The organism is Algibacter pacificus, assembly GCF_008033385.1.
In the GTDB taxonomy this organism is placed as follows: Bacteria; Bacteroidota; Bacteroidia; order Flavobacteriales; family Flavobacteriaceae; genus Algibacter; species Algibacter pacificus.
The window spans coordinates 105,302-125,227 of record NZ_ML701731.1; the positions used below are offsets into that span (position 1 = coordinate 105,302).

Below are 19,926 nucleotides of genomic sequence, written 5' to 3' on the forward strand. Positions count from 1 at the left end.
AAAATAAATAATAATGAAAAAAATAAAAAGTAAAATAGTAATTAATGCCTCTGTTGTTTTGGCGTTTATCGTTTTTAATGCCTGTTCTAATGGAGGTGCTAGTATAGATGTCGTTGAAGATGATAATGAAGAGGTGGTTGTGGATATTGATGATACCGATTTTGAACCAACCGATTGGACGGATGAAACACATAGTAAAGATGTCGATCCAAATTTTGACAAGGTGTTTGAAGATGGTACCGTAAAACGACTCGATTTGGTAATTACAGAAGAGCGTTGGCAAAACATGCTAGATGATATGACAAATTTGTATGGCAGTTTTGGAGGGGTTTCCGGAGGTCCTAATGTTGGAGGTCCTAATGTTGGAGGTCCTGGTCCTGGTGGTCCTGGTGGCGGACAAGTAGGCGGGCTTTCTGATGTTGATGATAATCCTGTTTTTGTGCCAGGGGAAGTCTTCTTTCAAGGTAAAGAATGGTATCGCGTGGGGATTCGTTTTAAAGGAAATTCTAGTTTGCAAAGTGCTTGGCAAGCAGGGATTTTAAAATTATCATTTAAATTAGATTTCGATGAATTTGAAGATGATTATCCACAAATAAAAAATCAACGTTTTTACGGTTTTAAAAAACTCAGTCTTAAAAATAATTATAATGACAGTTCGATGATGCGTGAAAAAGTGGCGGCTGATGTCTTTAAAAATTTCGGTTTAGCAGTTTCCAACACGGCATTTTATACGGTTTATGTAGATCATGGCGATGGTCCAGAGTATTTTGGAGTGTATACTTTGGTTGAAGAAGTTGATGATACCGTTATCGATACCCAATTTGATGATAATGATGGTAATTTATATAAACCAGATGGTGATGCAGCAAGTTTTGCAAGTGGTACTTACGACGAAGATGAGTATGTAAAGAAAACGAATGAAGATGATGGCGATTTCTCGGATGTTGCTAGTTTATTAGATATTTTGCATGATAGTTCTCGAACTTCAGATCCTGCAGCATGGCGTGCAAGTTTAGAAACCGTATTTGATACCGACGTGTTTTTAAAATATTTAGCGGTAAACACGGTAATCCAAAATTGGGATACTTATGGCATAATGACCCATAATTATTTCTTATATAATAATCCTGATACCTCTAAATTAACTTGGATTCCTTGGGATAATAATGAAGCGCTTCAAACCGGAAATCAAGGTGGGTCTTTAGAATTAGATTTTTCAGATTTAAGAGCATCTTCATGGCCAATAATTGATTACTTGTATAACGATGAAACCTATAAAGCAAAATACGATACTTATGTTCAGGAAGTTATAGATGGTTCTTTTAATACTGCTACTATGCAAGCATTGTACGATTCGTATGCTACGTTGTTAGAAGCGTATGCAACGTCTGAAGTTGATGGGTATACCTTTTTAAGTTCTAGTTCAAGTTTTCAAATTGCAGTAAGTCAATTAAAAAGCCATGTGTCTAGTAGAGCGTCGGCAGTAAATAGTTACTTAAATAATTAGATTTTTTTTTTTTTGAAACACCCTAAAGCGATTTGTTTTAGGGTGTTTTTTTGTTTTCTAATTTAATAAATAAAAACAGCGCAAGTTTTAGGTAGGAATAGCATCTAAAAAAACATAATCAATTATAGTGTAACCTAAAATAAAACGTTAAAATGAAAGTGAAAACAAAAAAAATAGTGTCGTATATAGGCTTTTTAGTTTTAATTTTATCTGTATTTGCCTGTGGTAGCGAAGGAGATTCTAGTGAAGAAACTAGTAGTGATGATGAATCGGTAACGGAATTACATGCGGCCTTTGCGGCTTTCGATACCGATGCCACTGATATTTATTTATCGGATAATAAAACAACCGTTACTATTGAAACTACAGGTTTGCCAAACCATAAAACGGTGTATTGGGGTGAGGGTAGCGATTTATATATGGAAGAGCCAACCGTAGAAACGACGCCTTCTATTATGACGAGTAATAACAATGCGGTAACCATCACTGTAGATGCTACACCAGATTTAACTGGAAGTACGGTAAGTACACAATTAAATACTATTGGTATTGCGGTAAGTGGCGCTTCAATTTTTAATGATTCCGAAGGAAATGGGCCTTTAGATCAAGCGGCAGCAAGTTTAGATTGGACAGGTGCTCATATTGGTCCTGGAGTGTATCACTACCATTTAGAGCCTATTGCGTTTTCTGACGACGATGATAATTTAGTAGGGATTTTATTAGATGGTGTGTTTCTTTACGGAAGAAAATGTAGCGCAACGGGAGATTATCCAACAGATTTAGATGCATCTGGCGGACATACAACTACTACCCAATATACCAATGGTGTTGAAGAGTATCATTACCATATTATAAACGAATTATATTCAACAACAGGATCGTACATTGCATTTGCAGGGCCTTATCAAGGTTATTAATTATGAGATTTGTAAAATTTGTTTTTTTATTGATTTGGTTGACGCTCTTATTCGGTTGTAAGCAGTCTACTGGTGATAGTCAACATAATAATTTCGATGTCATTAAAAATATTGAAGTGGCTAAATCAAGTTTGGAATTGGATGGTAACGAAGGTGTTTGGTCGTATAAAAACAAACCTTTTTCTGGTTATGCGGTGAGTTATTATAAAAACGGTATGGTAAAAGAAAAAATCGGATTTAGTAACGGGAAAAAGGAAGGTGTTGCTAAAATTTGGTTTGTAAATGGCGTGCTAAAAGTAGAGTCGCATTATAATCAAAATAAATTGGTTGGTGCTTATCGGTCTTGGTGGGATAATGATGTTTTGTCTTCGGAGGTCTTTTATGAAAATGGGAAAAAACAAGGTGTAGAGAAGAATTGGTATAATACAGGAGTGCTCTCTAAAAAACGAAATCTTGTGGATGGGCAGGAGCAAGGGTTGCAACAAGCTTGGTTGAAAAATGGGATGTTGTATGTAAATTATGAAGCTAAAAACGGACGTGCTTTTGGTATGCATCGAGCAAATTCTTGTTACCAGTTAAAAGATGAAGTTGTTGTTATGAGTAAAAGAAAATAAGTTTATGAAATATGCGTATATGCTTTTAGTGCTTTGTGTTTTTGGTTGTAAAAAAACAATTAAAAAAGAAAATATAAAGGTTGTTGAAACTAGTAGAGTGGATTATTTGCCATATTATAATGATGAGTCGTTTACGCCACATTGGTTGATGCCAAATACAGAGGCAGAAAAGAGTTTTCATAAAATTCCCGATTTTAATTTAATCAATCAGTTAGGTGAAACCATAACTCAAAAGACTTTTGAAAATAAAATATATATCACCGATTTCTTTTTTACAACCTGTCCTGGTATTTGTCCGAAAATGACGGGTAATATGGTTAAGTTGCAAGAAGCGTTTTTGAATGATGATGAGGTTTTATTGTTATCGCATTCCGTAACGCCAACAATCGATTCGGTGCCTGTTTTAAAAGAATATGCTAAAGAGTATGCTGTAATATCAAGTAAATGGCATTTGGTAACAGGAGATAAGCAAGAGATTTACAATTTAGGACGCGAGCAGTATTTTGTTGAGAATGATTTAGGTGAAGAAAAAAGTATAGACGATTTTTTACACACCGAAAATTTTCTTCTTATTGATAAAGAAAAGCATATTCGCGGTATTTATAATGGGTTAAATCGAGCCTCTGTAGCACAATTAATTACCGATGTTAAAGCATTAAAAAAAGAGATTTATTAAATTATTTGAATTCATGAAATTATAGTAATCGATTAAGTTTAATTGATAACCCTAAAGGTTCCATGTGTTATGCGGGAACCTTTTCGAATTTTTACATAAATTTGTTTTATGAAAAAAATACACCTTATTGTTTTATTTGTCCTATTTGTGTTTGCGTGTGGAAACCTTAAACCCACTAAAAATAAAAATATAACAGCGGTTGAAATTGAGCATATCATCGAAGATTCGCTTTTAAATGTGCGAGCTCTGGAAATTGTTAAAGAAACTCAAGGTGCTTATTTTTTAACTTCAAAAGGAGACGCTGGTCATATTTATAAAAGTGAGCACGATAATAAAATGAATGTAGAGTATCCTATTCAGGTTGGTCCAGATTCAATAAATAATAACTTCAGGTCACTAGCGGTTACTTCGAAAAATGGTTTTGCCTTATCTATTGAAAGTCCTGCACGCTTGTATAAAATTAAAAACGACGAGAAACAACTGGTTTATCAAGAAAATCATCCCGACGCATTTTATGATGCTTTAGAGTTTTGGAACGATAAAGAGGGGATTGCTATGGGCGATCCTACCGATGGTTGTTTAAGTATCATTATTACCCGCGACGGAGGAAATAATTGGTTTAAATTACCTTGTGAAGATTTACCAAAAGCTAAGGAAGGTGAAGCGGCTTTCGCGGCAAGCGATACTAATATTGTTATTGTTGGCGATAAAACGTGGATTGTAACTGGTGGAAAATCTAGTCGAGTATGCTATTCACCGAACAAAGGAAAAACATGGCAAGTGTTTGAAACACCTATTATTCAAGGAAAAGAAACCACAGGCATGTATTCTGTAGATTTTTACGATGAACAAAACGGATTTGCTATTGGTGGCGATTATACAAAACCAGATAGTAATATAGCGAACAAAATTAGGACTTCCGATGGTGGTAAAACATGGACTTCTGTTGCTAGTGGTGAAAATCCGGGTTTTAGAAGTTGTGTGCAATATGTGCCAAATTCAAACGGTAAAAGTCTTGTTGCTGTTGGTTTTAAGGGGGTTGATGTTTCTAATGATGCAGGAAATACATGGCAACATATTAGTGATCAAAGTTTTTATACTATTCGGTTTGTAGATGGTTTTACAGCTTATGCTGCAGGAGCAGGCAAGGTATCTAAGCTTCACTTTAAAATGTAGAAGCGTCCGAGTTAATAGTTCTATAAAGTGTCATTTTTAAGGTGCAAAATCCCTTCTCTTCTTTTTTTTTAAATTGTCAATTTCAATGAAATAGATCTCAATTATTTCGAATTTGGTAAAATTTATACATTCCTATTAAAAATTTCTTATATTTTTTTACAAACGTTCAAAGTACGTTAAATGTCTTATTTTAAAGGTTTTTCGGTTGTTTTTAGTTTTGTTTTATTTCGTAAATAGTTGTTTTTAAGTGTTTTGTTTGAAAAAATATTTGGAAATATCAAAAAAAATAAACTATCTTTGAATTATAAACGTCCAAAGTACGTTTTATAAACTAAACTAAATATTGAAATAATGAAATCACCACTTCAAAAAATCAAATTAAATTTTGAGCACTTCTCTAACTCTGGAAAAAAAATAGACACATTTAAAATGGTGTTATTGGCTGTTCTTTTTGTGGGTTTTAATACTGCTAATGCTCAGAGTGATTTAGACAATAACGATTATAAGGTGTTTAGTGCTGGGGCGCATTTAAAAAACATGCACCTATGGCATGGGTTTGTGGTAACACCGGGGCCTATGTTAGCAACTAACTTAGAGTATAATTCACGGAACAGTAAAATTACTTTAGGCGTTTGGGGCGGAACAAGTTTCGGAGCTTCTAATGATGTTACTAATAAAATTACTGGCGAAAATGTTGCGGCCCATTATCAAGAGTTTTCATTATATACCAAATACCGTTTTTCCGATAAGTTCTTTATCGAAGCGGTGTCTCATAATAACTTTACCGGAGTAGAAGAGCGTGGCGATGTTTTACATTACTGGAGCTACGATAAAACGCAAGGTTACAACTTTGTCGATCTTAACTTTGGTTATAATATAACCCCAAATACCTTATTATATTTTGCAACTATTATCAATGGGGGTTCCGGAGATTATGAAGTGCAAACCGATGGTTCTTTAGAAAATTCTTGGACACATTACTTTGAGGTAAGCAGTAAAGTTTGGGAGAAAGGAGATTCTAGCTTATCTTTATTTGCAGGTGGTGCTTGGTCTTTTATAACCGATAAAACATTTTATACCCAAGGTGCAGGGAATTTAATTAACGTAGGAGCAACGTTTAATAAAGATCTTAAATTAGGTAACTATAATTTGCCGGTTGGTGTAACCGCTATGTGGAATCCAGAACAAGAGAAAACGGTACTTCAGGTAGATTTTACCATATTTTAACAACCAACAACTAAATAAAATAACATTTTAAATTATTTATTATGAAAACAAAAAATAGAAGATCCGTTTTAAAGTTAATGTCAAGGCCAATATTAGCGTTAGCTTTAATTTTTAATATGTCTAGTTGTGTGGAGCAAACGGGTTCTACAGATACAGATGTTAATGCTTCCGAAGACACTAGTGAAGTTTTTGAGAGCTCTATAGATCTTACTGGTAAAAAAATAGGCTATTGTTCTCCTACATTAAATGCGCCTTATTATCAATCGTTACTTCAGAGTATACAAGCGACTACGGAAAAAAACGGCATGATATTTTTATCGGCCGATGGACAAGATGACATCACTAAACAAGTGGCGGCGGTAGAGGATTTAATTACAAAAGGGGTGGATGCTTTGTTATTAAACCCGAAAGACCCTGATGCCTTGGTAGGGGTAACTAAAGCCGCAAAAGCTGCCGGGATTCCTGTTTTTATTATTGATGGTTCTATCGATCCTTCGGCAGATTATGTAACAACTATTCAGTCTAATAATTTGGCAAATGGTGCATTGGCCGGGGAGTGGTTAGTAAAAAAAATGGGGAATACTAAAATGAATATTGCTTTATTAAGTGGTAATGCAGGAAACCCGGTAGGAAGAGCTCGTAAACAAGGTTTGTTACAAGGGATTGCTGAAGAACAGTTAAGATCCCAAGGAAAAATAGATTTAAATGTAAAAACTCAAGCTTATACCGAGTGGTCTTACGCTGGTGGTTTAAAAGCGATGGAAGATATTTTAGTGGCGCATCCAGATATTAATGTGGTTATTACAGAATCGGATGTTTGTGTATTAGGAGCTATTAAAGCCATTGCTCAAGCTGGTAAAACGGATGATATTTTAATAGTTGCAGCTGCCGACGGACAAAAAGAAGCGATTAAATATATTATGGATACCGATTTTTACGGATGTACGGCTATGAATAGCCCGGTACAAATTGGTAAAAATGCGGTTCAATATGCTATTCAATATATGAATGGGAAAAGGGATTTTGCTAAAACATCTTTTACAGCCCCGCTCTTGATTACTAAAGAAAACGCTGCAAAATACTACAATCCTAAAGCTTTATTTTAATCTCTAAAATTCATTAAAATGAAAAAAAATAATAGTGAATATAGACTTGAAATGACCGGAATATCCAAAAGTTTTGGTGTGGTTTCAGTATTAGAACATGTGAACTTAAAGGTAAAGCCGGGAGAAATTCACGCGTTACTAGGTGAGAATGGTGCAGGAAAATCTACCTTGGTTAAAATACTAAGTGGGGTGCATCAAAAAGATTCTGGAAAAGTGGTTCTGGATGGTGAAGAAATTAGTCCAAAGAACACGCACGACGGCCAAGTATTGGGTATTAGTGTGGTGTTTCAGGAATTATCTTTAGTAAACGATTTATCGGTGGCCGAAAATATTTATTTACACAAATTGGGCTCTAGTAAGTTTTGGATGAATTGGAAACAAATCACTAAAGACGCTCAGGAATTAATAGATTCTTTAGGGTTTGAAATTGATGCGTCTGCACGCGTTCGGGATTTAAGTATTGTTCAAAAGCAAGTGGTTGAAATAGCCAAAGCGCTTTCCGAAGACACCAAAGTTTTGGTGCTAGATGAGCCTACGACGGTTTTCGATCCTACCGATACTAAAAAACTGTTCGATAACCTTTTCAAATTAAAAGCAAAAGGTATTTCTATTATCTATATCTCTCATCATTTAGATGAGATTTTCAAAATAGCCGATTCTATTACCGTGCTTAGAGATGGTGTAGATACCGGAAGTATGGCGGTTGCCGATACCAATACCGATGGTGTAATTCGCTTAATGATTGGTAGAGAGTTAAAAGATTTATATCCAACTCGTGATGTAAAAATAGGTGAAGTTCCTGTTTTAGAAGTTAAAAACTTAACGGCCAAAGAAACCTTAGTTCACGATGTGTCTTTTTCGGTGCGCCCTGGTGAAGTTTTAGGAATTGCAGGTTTAGGTGGCAGTGGAAGAACAGAAATGGCTAAACTTATTTTTGGAGCGCATAAAAAGAAATCTGGAACTCTAATTTTAAATGGTAAAGAAATAAAAACCAAAACACCGGTTTGTGCTGTTGGACATCAAATTGGTTTTGTTTCAGAAGATAGAAAAGAAGATGGTGTGTTTTTGCCGCTATCCATTAGACGAAATATTAGTGTGACTAATTTCTCTGGTATTTCTGGTAAACTAGGGTTTATTAATGTTGATAATGAGTATAAAAATGTGTTAGATTTAATTGAAAAATTAAACATTAAAACACCAAGCTCGGAGGTTGATGTTAAAAATTTAAGTGGCGGAAATCAGCAAAAAGTAGCTTTAGCAAAATGGTTAAGCATTGATAGTAAAGTTGTTTTTATTGACGAGCCTACCCGTGGTGTGGATGTTGGAGCCAAAATTGAAATTTACAACCTTATTAATGAAGTCGCTAAAAAAGGCGTTGGGGTTGTAGTGATCTCTTCCGATATGCCAGAAATTATGGGTGTTTCAGACCGTATTTTGGTTATGCACGAAGGAACATTTTACGGAGAATTAACCAAAGAAGAATTTTCCGAAGAAAACATTTTACGCTACTCTATTGGCGAAAGACTTAAACAAGTAGTCTAACTAAACTATAACAAAAAACAAAAATCATGGCATTAACATTAAAACAACAACTAAGTAGCCCTGGAGGTCTGCTTAAGTTTCTCGTAAAACATAATACAATTTTCATTTTTGTATTGCTGGTTATCTTTTCAGCATTAATTTCCGACGTGTTTTTTACTTCGGTAAACCTTTCAAATTTATTAAAACAAGTGTCTGGTATTGGTATTGTTAGTATCGGTATGCTCATTGTTATTTTAACCGGAGGGATTGATTTATCCGTAGGCTCTATGGTGGCATTATTAGCGGTAACATTTGCCATATTAGTCAATGTATTCATACTGCCAGTAGCCATTTTATTAACCCTTGTTATTGGGTTTGGTTTAGGTTCCGTTTCAGGTTATTTGGTGGCTTATCAAAAAATGGCACCCTTTGTCGCCACTTTAGCTTTAATGACGATTGCCAGAGGTTTAGGATTTATTTATTCTAAAGGATCTCCGGTCACTTTTAAAACTCCAGGTGGAGCTTTCATGTCTAACTTCGCAAATAATTCTACATTAGGTATTCCAAATATTGCTATTGTATTCTTTTTAATTGTGATTTTAGCCATGGTTATGCTACGTTACAACGTGTTTGGTAGACTGGTAATTGCCATAGGAAGTAACGAGGAAGCCTCACGTTTATCGGGTATAAAAGTGAATAAATATAAATTTTTGGTCTATGCTATTTCTGGAGCTTTAGCCGCAACAGCTGCTATAATTGTGGCTTCTAGAACCAATTTAGGGTCCCCAAATATGGGAATGGCTTGGGAACTCGATGCTATTGCTGCGGTTGTAATTGGTGGAGCCAGTTTAAATGGCGGAAAAGGAACGGCTATAAATACCTTAATGGGGGTGTTAATTTTAGGGTTAATCGGTAATATATTAAATCTACTCAATGTACCGTCTTATCCACAACAAGTTGTAAAAGGAGCTATCATCATTTTTGCTGTTCTACTTCAGCGTTTTGATAGTAAATAATTTCATATAATACTTAGAAAAAATGACAAGTTATAAATTAAATAATCTCAACTTATCAAAGATTGAGGCTGAGGTTGCTATCCCAAAATATAACCGGGATAATATAAAAACAGGTATTGTACATGTTGGAATTGGTGGGTTTCATAGATCGCATGAAGCGTTTTATACCGATCAATTATTACATGATGAATCTATTACAGATTGGGGTATTTGCGGTGTGGCATTGCTGGATTTTGATACTAAAATTTATCAAACTCTAAAAGCGCAAGACGGTTTATATACCTTGGTTGTAAAAGAGTTAGATGGATCTTTAACCAAACGTGTTGTCGGCTCTATTGTTGAGGTGCTGTATGCGCCAGAAAACCCATTGAAGGTGGTGGAAAAAATGGCAAGTTCTAGTGTTAAAATTATTAGTTTAACCATTACTGAGGGTGGGTATAATTATGATGAAGCTACAGGAGAATTCAATTTTGAAAATCCGTTAATTCAACATGATCTAGATAACCCAGAAGCACCAAAAACAATTTTTGGGTATTTAACTCAAGCCTTAAAACTTCGAAAAGAAAATGGATTGCAAGGTGTTACCATCCAATCTTGTGATAATATTCAAGGCAACGGACACATGACTGAAAAAATGCTTTTAAGTTATGTAAAGGTGGCCGAACCAGAATTAGTGTCTTGGATAGATGAGCATGTATCGTTTCCAAATGCTATGGTGGATAGAATTACACCGGCAACAAGTCCTGTAGATATTTCGAATTTAAAAGAAACATCGGGAATTGATGATGCTTGGCCAGTAGTATGTGAGCCTTTTAAACAATGGGTTATTGAAGATGATTTTAAAGCAGGTAGACCCGCTTGGGAACAAGTAGGTGCCCAGTTTGTAGAAAATGTGGAGCCTTACGAAAAAATGAAACTCCAGTTGTTAAACGCGGGGCATTCTGTTTTAGGCATTTTAGGGGCCTTAATAGGTTATGATACTATAGATGAAGCGGCAAACAACCCAAGTATCAATGCCTTTTTAAGAGCATATATGGGGACGGAAGTAACGCCTGTTTTAAATGATTTAAAAGGTGTAAACCTTGAAAGTTATGAGGTGTCATTACTTCAACGTTTTGGAAATGTTTATATTAAAGATCAAATAGATCGAATTTGTTCTGAAAGTTCGGCTAAATTTCCGATATTTATTCTTCCAACCGTAAATGCGCAGTTAAAATCAAATAATCATATTGAGCATGCAGCATTTGTAACAGCAGCATGGGCTATTTATAGTTTAGGTGAAGATAAAAATGGAAAAGCTTTAAATATTAAAGACGCCATGAAGCCTATTTTAAAAGAAAAGGCTATAGCTTCTAAAGATAATCCAACGGCATTTTTAGATATAGAATCTATCTTCGGAAAATTAAAAGATTCTAAACTTTTTACAGAGGCATTTACGTGTGCATATAAAGATATCGTGAAAAACGGTATTGAAAAATGTATTTTGGAAATAAATACGAATCGTGTAAATTTTATATAAAATGACAAATATTACCTGTTTTGGAGAAGTATTGTGGGATGTGTTTCCAACCCATAAAAAAATTGGCGGAGCCCCTTTAAATGTAGCGGCCCGACTGCAATCTTTTGGAAATAATGTATCTATGGTTAGCCGTATTGGCGAAGATGAAAAGGGAGAGGATATCCTCGAATTTTTTAAAGAGCGAGGTGTAAATACAGACGGCGTTCAAGTAGATACCATACTTAAAACAGGGAAAGTAAAAGTTATTTTAGATGAAGAAGGTACGGCTTCTTATGATATTATGTTTCCTAGAGCTTGGGATAAAATCGCCCTTAGCGATACAGCAAAAGCTATACTGCAAAATTCGGATGCCTTTGTGTTTGGAAGCTTAGTGGCGCGGGATAAAGTCTCTAGAGAAACGCTTTATGAACTTTTAAAATTAGCAAAGTATAAAATTTTTGATGTGAATTTAAGGCCGCCTTATTACAATAATGAGGTCCTTAAGCACTTAATGAGTCAGGCCAATTTTGTAAAGTTTAACGACGAGGAAATTATAGAGATCGCCAAAGCATTTGGTTTTACTTCAGAATCGTTAGAGGCTATTGTACAGTTTATAGCCACAGAAACTCAAGCTGAAACCATTTGTGTTACTAAAGGAGGAAAAGGGGCTATTTTATATGTGAATAATACCTTTTATACTAATAGTGGGTATAAAGTAAAAGTTGCCGATACCGTTGGTGCTGGAGATTCCTTTTTAGCATCCATTATTACACAATTATTAAAAAAGCAAGGACCTCAAGACGCTTTAAACTTTGCTTGTGCTGTTGGTGCTATTGTGGCCAGTAAAGCAGGAGCAAATCCAGAAATTAAAAAAACAGAGATTGAACGAATGATTAATAGCTAAGAATTTGTTTTTTGTTAATAGTGTTTGAAAAGCTTTATGAATTTGGTCATAAAGCTTTTCTTGTTTTACAGTACTAAATTAAATTAGCATTGAAGTTTATAATACTTTCTTTGGCGGTGTGCGTTCTCAAATAATTTAAATAGTTCGAATATTTTTCAGTAAAAAACACATTGGAAGCTAAGTTTTTAAAAACAGATTCAATTTCTAGAAATTTTATTGGGTTTTGGTGAGATCGGGTAGCCATTCTAATTAAAGTATTACTTATAGAATCTTCAATATTATAAGGGTTTCCTTGATCGTCAATACCGTCGTTATATTTACACCAAGCCGCAATAATAAACGCGATATGGTTTATTTGTTTGTTTTCTTGCTGCAATTGACTGTTTAAAGTGGATAAAATAAAAATCGGAATTTTAGCAGAACTTTCGCTGCAAATCCTAGAAAGACTATCGTTTATATTCGGGTTTTTAAAACGAGATATTAAGGTTGTTTTGTATTCGTTAATGCTTATTTTTTTTGCTTCAATTAAAGTGGGAGCAACTTCGTTATCCATGAAATTTTCTAAAAACAACATAAAATCGCTGTCGTTAGCAACTTCTTGTACCGTTTTGTAGCCGTGTAATTTACCTAAAATTCCTAAAATACTATGTCCAGCATTTAAGAGTTGCAATTTCATGTTTTGGTAAGGCGCAATATTTTTTACAAACTGCACACCAACTTGTTCCCAGTTTGGCCGTTCTTCATAAAAATTATCTTCAATAACCCATTCTGAAAACGACTCGCAAACCACAGGCCATTGGTCTTCTATGTAAAAGTTTTGTTTTAAAAAGTCAATATCTTTATGCTGTGTTACCGGGGTAATTTTATCCACCATTGTGTTAGGGAAAGTGGTGTGACTTTCTAGCCAAGGCAATAAATCGGGTTCGTGTTTATTTACATAGTTAAAAAAGGATTCTTTTATAGTGTCACCATTATTTTTAATATTGTCGCAGGATAAAATAGTACAGCCGGATAAACCACGAAGTTTCCGTAATTTAAAAGCGTGTGTTAAATAACCAAATACCGTTTTAGGATTAAATGGATACACAATATCTTGAGCAACCGCAGGGTGTTGTAGGTTAAATTCGCCGGTTATTTCATTTAAATGATAACCGTCTTCGGCGATTGTTAACGATATAATTTTAATATCTGGAGTTGCCAGTCGCTCAATAACGGCCATAGGATTTTCTGGGCCAAAAAAATATTCTACAATCGAGCCTATTATTTTGGGTTTATGGACCCCAGCTGCATCTTTGGTTATTAAAGTATAAAGCCCATCTTGATCTTTTAAAACATTATAGGTTTTACGGTCGGAGTCCAGTAAATCTATACCGCAAATACCGTAATTAAATTCATGATGTTTTTCAATTAAATCGTGCATAAAATTCGCTTGGTGGGAGCGGTGAAAATTGCTTACGCCAATATGTGCAATGCTAGTGGTAATTTGGTCTCGATTAAACAATGGAGTTGCTGCATTTTTTTTTAGCGCATGTATATTTTCCATGTTTAAATATAAAGAATTTGGCATTTTATTTTTGTCTTGTGTAACGTTTATAATTCTTTTTAAATTTACATAAAAAAATATTGATTTGCATTGAAAATTTCTGGTTTCATTGTATATTAGAGACTAAGAAAATAGTTAAGTCTATTTTTTTTTAAGAAGAATTTTTGAAGATAATAAATGGATTTTAGGAAGCGAGATAATGTATCTGTAGATTGTGTAATTTTTGGACTGAATGCTGATGGTTTAAATGTTTTGTTGCGAAAGCGCTCACTTAATATGTTTGATGAAAATTATCCGATAATTGATGATTGGATGATTACCGGTGGCCGCGTTTTTATAAGTAAAACCTTGGAGGATTCTGCCAATCTTATTTTTGAAGGAATTACTGGGTTTAAAGAATTTAATAGAACGCAATTTAAAACGTATGGAAATCCAACCCGATTAAAAACGGATAAAGATTTGCTTTGGGTACGTAGTCATGGTGTAAAAACGCAATCTATGACTATTGCTTATTATTTTGCACAACCTATGAAATGTATACAGGCGAATGAGGATGAATTTAAATGGTTTCCAGTACGGGCTTTGCCAGAATTAGGTTTCGATCATAGTGAAATTATTAAGGATGCTCATGAGGATTTGCAACAAAAAATTATGGTAGAGCCTATTATTTTCGATTTAATGCCCGATAAATTTACTCTAAATGAATTGCAATTTGCTTTTGAATCGGTTTTAGAAATTGAATTGGATAACCGAAATTTCAGGAAAAAAGTACTTAAAAAAATATATATAGTTCCTTTAAATGAGACTAAAAAAGGAACGGCTAAAAAACCATCCAAATTGTATGTTTTTAGCCGTGATGTTTATGATAAGGTCTCGAAAAAAGATTTTATTGTGAATGTTTAATCTTTTTGCTCTTTTTTACGTTTTTTGTATTGGTCGAACAGTTTTCTGTTAAAATCATCTTCAGTTGCTTTGAGCAAGATAATTTTTTTAGGCGACATAATTTTCTTCAAATTTGTAATTAAGTTAACACGTTCTTTGTGTAAGTTGTTTTCTGCGGTAACAAATTTGTTTAGTAATTCTTCTGCTTTAGTATCGCTTAGTGTAGCAATATTATCTTTTATTTCTTTGCGAATATTACGCATATCTTCATATTTATACTTTCTAGAGTTTTCATCATAGGCATTATAAATAGGCCAAAAGGCTTGTGCTTCTTTAGTTGTTAGATCGAGTTTTTCTGTTATAAAAGACACTTTTAATGCTTGTATACGCTCTCGGTCATGGTTATGGCGTTGTGCAAATAATGTTATGCTAAATAAAAATATGAGAAGGGAGATTATGTGTGTTTTCATGCTGTTTATTTTGTAATTAAATCTTCTGCGGAAGTATGTTCTAAGAAATAACCCTCCATAGCTTCATCAGTAACCTCTAAAAACGCAAAGGCATCTTCTGTAATTTCATTGTCTAATAATAAGGAGGCTATATCATAAGTTCCTACGTTTTCCTCTAAGATATAGTTTTCAACGGTATCGGCATCTAAGTTGTCCCAGCTTGTTTCTGTTTTAGTAATCGAAAGGTTAAAAAGTAATAATACAGCTGCGGCAATACTAGAGATATAAAGTAAATTCTTTTTACTAAATAAAGGAATTACTTTGGTCGTTTCTTTTTCTGATACTTGGTTTAAAATGCAGTCCTCTAAAGTTTCAAAATAACCTTCGGGGGCTTTAAAGCCAGAATTTTTTGCGGCTTCATTAAGCTTTATTTCGGTCATAAAACGATCTTCAAGATTATCGAAATAATCTTTTGGAGCTTTTAATCCTGAGTGAGTTACGTTATGTATTTTATTTGTTTTCATCTTATTATTAAGACTTGTTTTTTTTCAAAAGGTTTAATCTTTTGTCAAAAAAGCTTCAATTTTTTTTACGGCCAAATGGTAGGATGCTTTTAAGGCGCCTTCACTTGTTTCTAAAATCTCCGACATGTCTTTGTATTTTATGTCTTCAAAATACTTCATATTAAAAACCAATTGTTGTTTTTCTGGCAAAGTAGCAATGGCTTGTTGTAATTTTAACTGGATGGCATCACCTTCAAAATATACATCGGAGGTTAAATTATTAATCGCTAGTTGCTGTACTTCTTCATTACTTGTTTGTAACCGTTTAGCATTTTTATTGATAAATGTAATCGATTCGTTAGTAGCTATACGATACATCCACGAAAATAGTTTACTGTCGCCTTTAAAATTATCAATATTTTTGAAAATTTTTATAAAGGTATTTTGTAAAACATCATCGGTATCGTCGTGCGATTTTACAATATTTCTAATATGCCAATATAAACGCTCTTTGTATAACGAGATTAACGTTCTAAAGGCTTGTTCTTTTTGAGGTTTAGATTGTAGCTGTTTTATGAGCGTTACTTCGTCGGTCACAAAAAAAGTATTTATTTGTTAGACTTATAAATAGGAAGAAGGTTTAATCTGTTTAATAAAAAAAAATCAAATTTTAAAAAAATAGATAGGTATTTGTAAGGGGTTGTTATTCGAAACTTTGCATATCTACCAGTTTTTTATAAACACCTTTTTGAGTGATAAGTTCTTGATGTTTGCCTTGTTCTACAATTTCGCCTTTGTTTAAAACCACTATTTGATCGGCATTTTGAATGGTTGACAGTCTGTGTGCAATAACAATAGAGGTTCTGTTTTTCATCATGTTTTCTAGAGCAACTTGTACCAAACGTTCGCTTTCGGTATCGAGAGCAGAGGTGGCTTCGTCCAAAATCATTATTGGTGGACTTTTAAGTACGGCACGAGCAATACTTAAACGTTGCTTTTGTCCACCAGAAAGTTTGTTTCCTGCATCGCCTATATTGGTGAGGATTCCTTCTGGTAATTCTGATACGAACTCCCAAGCATTGGCAATTTTTAAGGCTTCAATAATGTCGCTATCTGTGGCGTCTTGTTTCCCTAGTTTTAGATTATTCGCAATAGTGTCATTAAATAATATAGCGTCTTGGGTTACAATACCTAATTGGCTTCTTAGTGAGCTGGTTGTTAAATCGCGGATATTGATGCCATCTATTAAAATTTCACCTTTATTTACGTCGTAAAAGCGGGTGATGAGGTTAGCTATGGTTGATTTTCCACTTCCCGATTGCCCAACTAAGGCCACGGTTTTTCCTTTAGGGATATTAAGAGAAAAATTCTTTAAAACATAATCGTCTTGATATTTAAAAGATATGTTTTTGAATTCTATATTAGTATCGAAACTGGTTTTATTAATGGCTCCTTCTTTGTCTTTTAAAGGGTTTGGTGCATCTACAATTTCTTGAATACGTTCTGCAGCGGCATCACCTTGTTTGATATTGTAAAGTCCTCTAGAAATCGCTTTCGCAGGCACTAGAATATTATAAGCCAATCCCATATATGCAATAAAAGAACTCCCGTCAAGGGTTTTGTCTACCAAAACTAATTGTCCACCATACCATAGTAAAATAGAAATAACTAAGATGCCTAAAAACTCACTGGCTGGCGATGCTAAATTTTGACGGTTTAGTAATTTGTTTGAAAAATGGTAGAATTTGCTCGTAGAATCTGTGAATTTTTCATAAAACTTAGCTTCAGCATTAAAACCTTTAATAATACGTAAACCGGTTAATGTTTCTTCTAAAGTTGAAAGCGTAATGCCTTGTTCTTTTTGAACCCTATCGGATTTTCGTTTTAAACTTTTACCAATTCTTGAAATAACTAAACCCGAAAGCGGAATGAAAATGAAGACAAAAACGGTTAATTTTACACTTATTAAAAGCATCATGACTATAGTGAAAATAATAGTAAGTGGTTCGCGAACAATAAGTTCTAATGCTGGAAGCATAGAATATTGCAAGGTTGAAACATCCGCCGTAACTCGTGTCATGATATCTCCTTTTTTTTGTTCAGAGAAATAAGAAAGCGGTAATTCTACTGTTTTTTTATAGACTGTATTTCGAATATCTCTAACAACACCGTTACGTAAAAACACCATAAAATAATTGGCCAAATAGCCAAAAATGTTTTTTAGTAGAAACAATACGATAATTAAGCTTACCACTATAAGAAGTGCTTTTTGCGGATCGTTATCGGTGTGTAAACTGACTTGATATGCTAAATAATCTTTATAGAAATCTTTAAGGCTGGATACCCCTTTATAAACCGGTTTTATAATGGCTTCTGCTTTGTCTTTTTTTTCGAACAAAATATCGAGCATTGGGATTAATGCGATAAAAGATAGGGCCCCAAATAACGCATAAAACACATTAGAAATAATGTGTCCTATGGCGAAATTTTTATAAGGTTTGGCATACCGAAGTATGTTGTAAAAATGATTCATCTAAATGATGCTAATTATTTGTTTTGATAAACCTTTAAATAAGGTTCATGCTTTTTAAAATATCTTCCGCTTTAGTATCAAGAGAAGCTTCGGTTGTTTTGAAGTTTTCAACAGCTGCTAATTCGGTGTTTACGCTCACGTAGAATTTTATTTTAGGTTCTGTTCCACTTGGGCGTAATGCTACTTGGCTACCATCTTCAGTATAATAAATTAATACGTTAGATTTAGGAACATCAATAGTTGTTTCTTCACCTGTAGAGGTGTTTTTAGAGGTAGAAGCTTCGTAATCTTCAATTTTAACAACTTTAGAGCCGTTGATGTTGGTGTATGGTTTTTGGCGCGCATCAATCATCATTTGTTTGATTTCTTCAGCACCTTCAATTCCTTTTTTAGTTAAAGAGATTAATTTTTCTTTGTAAAAACCGTGTTCTGTATATAATTGAAGTAATTCTTTAAAGAATGAGCTTCCGTTAGATTTAGAAATTGCAGCAATTTCGCAAGCTAATAGGGTAGAGGTTACGGCATCTTTATCGCGAACAAAATCGCCAACCATAAAACCAAAACTTTCTTCTCCACCACCAATAAAATCTAATTCTGGAAAATCGTGAATTAATTTAGCAATCCATTTAAAGCCGGTTAAAACAATTTTACTTTCTACGCTATAAGCGGTGGCTAGTTTGCTTAGCATTGGGGTAGAAACTATTGTTGAGGCAATAAATTCTTTCCCTTTTATTTTTCCATCCGCTTTCCATTGTTTTAATAAGAAATCGGTCATCATTAACATGGTTTGGTTTCCGTTTAATAATTGTAATTCACCATCGGCATTACGTACAGCAACACCTAAACGATCACAATCTGGATCGGTACCAATAACGATGTCAGCATTTACTTTATCGGCTAATTCTAAAGCCATTTTTAGAGCAGCAGGTTCTTCCGGGTTAGGCGATTTTACTGTTGGAAAACCGCCATCTGGAGCCTCTTGTTCTTTTACAATATGCACATTTTTAAATCCGGCACGTTTTAAAGTTTCAGGAACTGCGGTAATGGAAGTGCCGTGTAAAGATGTAAACACAATAGTTAAATCATCTTTAGCAGCTTGTGTTGCTCCAACAGATCCGTTTTTAACAGAAGCATCGATAAATACATCATCTACATCTTTTCCTATATATTTTATTAAATCGTTGTTGGCTTCAAATTTAATATCGGCATAATCCAAATCGTTAATTAGTTTGATAACCCCGCTATCATGTGGTGGTACTAATTGTCCCCCGTCTTGCCAGTATACTTTATATCCATTATATTCTGGAGGATTGTGTGATGCTGTTAAAACAATTCCGCAATGGCAGTTTAAATGTTTCACGGCAAAAGATAATTCTGGTGTTGGGCGCAAATCTTCAAATAAGTAAACTTCAATCCCATTTGCCGAAAATACATCGGCAACTACTTTTGCCAGCGATTTACTGTTATGTCTGCAGTCGTAAGCTATTACGGCTTTTGGTGTTTCGTTTGGAAATTGTTTATGTAAATAATTGCTTAAACCTTGAGTGCTTTTTCCTAAGGTGTATTTGTTAATGCGGTTTGTTCCAACGCCCATTATGCCGCGCATTCCACCTGTTCCGAATTCTAAATCTTTATAAAAACTTTCTTGTATGTCTTTTGGTGTATTTGCAATACTATCTTTTATAGTTTTTTGCGTTTCCTGATCGAAAGTTGGAGTTAACCAAGCGTTTATTCTGTCTAAAATTTTAGGTTCAATGTGTATCATGTTGGTATAATTAGGTTTGTAACAAATGAGGACAAAAGTAAGGAATTGTTAAAGATTATTTTTTATAAACAGGCGATTTTGATGTTATT

At 34.2% G+C, this 19,926-nt stretch carries 18 protein-coding genes; 12 read left to right on the top strand and 6 right to left on the bottom strand.

Going from position 1 to position 19,926, the window contains the following annotated elements; genetic code table 11:
* Positions 1-13 precede the first annotated feature (13 nt).
* The 11 genes from FQU21_RS00400 to FQU21_RS00450 all read left to right on the top strand — a co-directional run bounded on the left by FQU21_RS00400 (position 14) and on the right by FQU21_RS00450 (position 12,162).
* Entirely contained in the window at positions 14-1,507 is a 1,494-nt protein-coding gene (locus FQU21_RS00400) for a CotH kinase family protein (RefSeq protein ID WP_147676044.1), read from the top strand.
* A 152-nt stretch (positions 1,508-1,659) separates the two neighbouring features.
* Entirely contained in the window at positions 1,660-2,424 is a 765-nt protein-coding gene (locus tag FQU21_RS00405) for a YHYH protein (protein WP_147676045.1), read from the top strand.
* A gap of 38 nt (positions 2,425-2,462) precedes the next feature.
* Positions 2,463-3,038 carry a toxin-antitoxin system YwqK family antitoxin gene (locus tag FQU21_RS00410; protein ID WP_246124694.1) on the top strand — a complete coding sequence of 192 codons (576 nt, stop codon included), beginning with the start codon at positions 2,463-2,465 and terminating at the stop codon, positions 3,036-3,038.
* Positions 3,039-3,042: 4 nt separating this feature from the next.
* A complete protein-coding gene (locus FQU21_RS00415; protein WP_147676047.1) occupies positions 3,043-3,714 on the top strand; it encodes an SCO family protein in 672 nt (223 codons plus the stop codon).
* Between the two features lie 108 nt (positions 3,715-3,822).
* Positions 3,823-4,890, top strand: coding sequence for a WD40/YVTN/BNR-like repeat-containing protein (locus FQU21_RS00420; protein WP_147676048.1), 1,068 nt, complete (start codon positions 3,823-3,825; stop codon positions 4,888-4,890).
* Positions 4,891-5,241: 351 nt separating this feature from the next.
* Positions 5,242-6,117, top strand: coding sequence for a hypothetical protein (locus tag FQU21_RS00425; protein WP_246124695.1), 876 nt, complete (start codon positions 5,242-5,244; stop codon positions 6,115-6,117).
* 41 nt (positions 6,118-6,158) lie between these two features.
* Positions 6,159-7,223 (top strand): substrate-binding domain-containing protein, encoded by a 1,065-nt coding sequence (locus FQU21_RS00430; RefSeq protein WP_147676049.1) that lies wholly within the window; start codon positions 6,159-6,161, stop codon positions 7,221-7,223.
* 18 nt (positions 7,224-7,241) lie between these two features.
* Positions 7,242-8,765, top strand: a complete 1,524-nt coding sequence (locus tag FQU21_RS00435) for a sugar ABC transporter ATP-binding protein (RefSeq protein WP_147676050.1) — start codon at positions 7,242-7,244, stop codon at positions 8,763-8,765.
* A 26-nt stretch (positions 8,766-8,791) separates the two neighbouring features.
* Positions 8,792-9,760, top strand: a complete 969-nt coding sequence (locus FQU21_RS00440; RefSeq protein ID WP_147676051.1) for an ABC transporter permease — start codon at positions 8,792-8,794, stop codon at positions 9,758-9,760.
* A gap of 22 nt (positions 9,761-9,782) precedes the next feature.
* On the top strand, positions 9,783-11,279 hold the full coding sequence (locus FQU21_RS00445) for a mannitol dehydrogenase family protein (protein WP_147676052.1): 1,497 nt from the start codon (positions 9,783-9,785) through the stop codon (positions 11,277-11,279).
* A 1-nt stretch (position 11,280) separates the two neighbouring features.
* Positions 11,281-12,162 carry a carbohydrate kinase family protein gene (locus FQU21_RS00450; protein WP_147676053.1) on the top strand — a complete coding sequence of 294 codons (882 nt, stop codon included), beginning with the start codon at positions 11,281-11,283 and terminating at the stop codon, positions 12,160-12,162.
* Between the two features lie 73 nt (positions 12,163-12,235).
* Here FQU21_RS00450 and FQU21_RS00455 read toward each other — a convergent pair whose 3' ends face one another.
* Positions 12,236-13,705 (bottom strand): mannitol dehydrogenase family protein, encoded by a 1,470-nt coding sequence (locus tag FQU21_RS00455; RefSeq protein ID WP_246124697.1) that lies wholly within the window; start codon positions 13,703-13,705, stop codon positions 12,236-12,238.
* A gap of 177 nt (positions 13,706-13,882) precedes the next feature.
* Here FQU21_RS00455 and FQU21_RS00460 point away from each other — a divergent pair, with 177 nt between their 5' ends.
* Positions 13,883-14,608: an NUDIX hydrolase gene (locus tag FQU21_RS00460; RefSeq protein WP_147676055.1), complete on the top strand. Its 726-nt coding sequence runs from the start codon at positions 13,883-13,885 to the stop codon at positions 14,606-14,608.
* Here FQU21_RS00460 and FQU21_RS00465 read toward each other — a convergent pair.
* The 5 genes from FQU21_RS00465 to FQU21_RS00485 form a co-directional block, all read right to left on the bottom strand.
* Entirely contained in the window at positions 14,605-15,057 is a 453-nt protein-coding gene (locus FQU21_RS00465; RefSeq protein ID WP_147676056.1) for a Spy/CpxP family protein refolding chaperone, read from the bottom strand. The two genes, FQU21_RS00460 and FQU21_RS00465, sit on opposite strands and share 4 nt — an antisense overlap.
* Positions 15,058-15,062: 5 nt before the next feature.
* Positions 15,063-15,560: a hypothetical protein gene (locus FQU21_RS00470; protein ID WP_147676057.1), complete on the bottom strand. Its 498-nt coding sequence runs from the start codon at positions 15,558-15,560 to the stop codon at positions 15,063-15,065.
* Between the two features lie 33 nt (positions 15,561-15,593).
* Positions 15,594-16,136: an RNA polymerase sigma factor gene (locus FQU21_RS00475; protein ID WP_147676058.1), complete on the bottom strand. Its 543-nt coding sequence runs from the start codon at positions 16,134-16,136 to the stop codon at positions 15,594-15,596.
* A 106-nt stretch (positions 16,137-16,242) separates the two neighbouring features.
* Positions 16,243-18,072 (bottom strand): ABC transporter ATP-binding protein, encoded by a 1,830-nt coding sequence (locus FQU21_RS00480; RefSeq protein ID WP_147676059.1) that lies wholly within the window; start codon positions 18,070-18,072, stop codon positions 16,243-16,245.
* Between the two features lie 34 nt (positions 18,073-18,106).
* Positions 18,107-19,837 carry a phospho-sugar mutase gene (locus tag FQU21_RS00485; RefSeq protein ID WP_187269290.1) on the bottom strand — a complete coding sequence of 577 codons (1,731 nt, stop codon included), beginning with the start codon at positions 19,835-19,837 and terminating at the stop codon, positions 18,107-18,109.
* Positions 19,838-19,926: the final 89 nt, after the last annotated feature.

Excerpts from the sequence above, each read along its gene's own strand:
- FQU21_RS00460 (WP_147676055.1), top strand. The coding sequence starts at position 13,883 with ATGGATTTTAGGAAGCGAGATAATGTATCTGTAGATTGTGTAATTTTT.
- FQU21_RS00485 (WP_187269290.1), bottom strand. The coding sequence starts at position 19,837 with ATGATACACATTGAACCTAAAATTTTAGACAGAATAAACGCTTGGTTA.
- FQU21_RS00430 (WP_147676049.1), top strand. The coding sequence starts at position 6,159 with ATGAAAACAAAAAATAGAAGATCCGTTTTAAAGTTAATGTCAAGGCCA.
- FQU21_RS00450 (WP_147676053.1), top strand. The coding sequence starts at position 11,281 with ATGACAAATATTACCTGTTTTGGAGAAGTATTGTGGGATGTGTTTCCA.
- FQU21_RS00415 (WP_147676047.1), top strand. The coding sequence starts at position 3,043 with ATGAAATATGCGTATATGCTTTTAGTGCTTTGTGTTTTTGGTTGTAAA.
- FQU21_RS00400 (WP_147676044.1), top strand. The coding sequence starts at position 14 with ATGAAAAAAATAAAAAGTAAAATAGTAATTAATGCCTCTGTTGTTTTG.
- FQU21_RS00440 (WP_147676051.1), top strand. The coding sequence starts at position 8,792 with ATGGCATTAACATTAAAACAACAACTAAGTAGCCCTGGAGGTCTGCTT.
- FQU21_RS00425 (WP_246124695.1), top strand. The coding sequence starts at position 5,242 with ATGAAATCACCACTTCAAAAAATCAAATTAAATTTTGAGCACTTCTCT.
- FQU21_RS00405 (WP_147676045.1), top strand. The coding sequence starts at position 1,660 with ATGAAAGTGAAAACAAAAAAAATAGTGTCGTATATAGGCTTTTTAGTT.
- FQU21_RS00470 (WP_147676057.1), bottom strand. The coding sequence starts at position 15,560 with ATGAAAACAAATAAAATACATAACGTAACTCACTCAGGATTAAAAGCT.
- FQU21_RS00455 (WP_246124697.1), bottom strand. The coding sequence starts at position 13,705 with ATGGAAAATATACATGCGCTAAAAAAAAATGCAGCAACTCCATTGTTT.
- FQU21_RS00465 (WP_147676056.1), bottom strand. The coding sequence starts at position 15,057 with ATGAAAACACACATAATCTCCCTTCTCATATTTTTATTTAGCATAACA.
- FQU21_RS00480 (WP_147676059.1), bottom strand. The coding sequence starts at position 18,072 with ATGAATCATTTTTACAACATACTTCGGTATGCCAAACCTTATAAAAAT.
- FQU21_RS00420 (WP_147676048.1), top strand. The coding sequence starts at position 3,823 with ATGAAAAAAATACACCTTATTGTTTTATTTGTCCTATTTGTGTTTGCG.
- FQU21_RS00435 (WP_147676050.1), top strand. The coding sequence starts at position 7,242 with ATGAAAAAAAATAATAGTGAATATAGACTTGAAATGACCGGAATATCC.
- FQU21_RS00445 (WP_147676052.1), top strand. The coding sequence starts at position 9,783 with ATGACAAGTTATAAATTAAATAATCTCAACTTATCAAAGATTGAGGCT.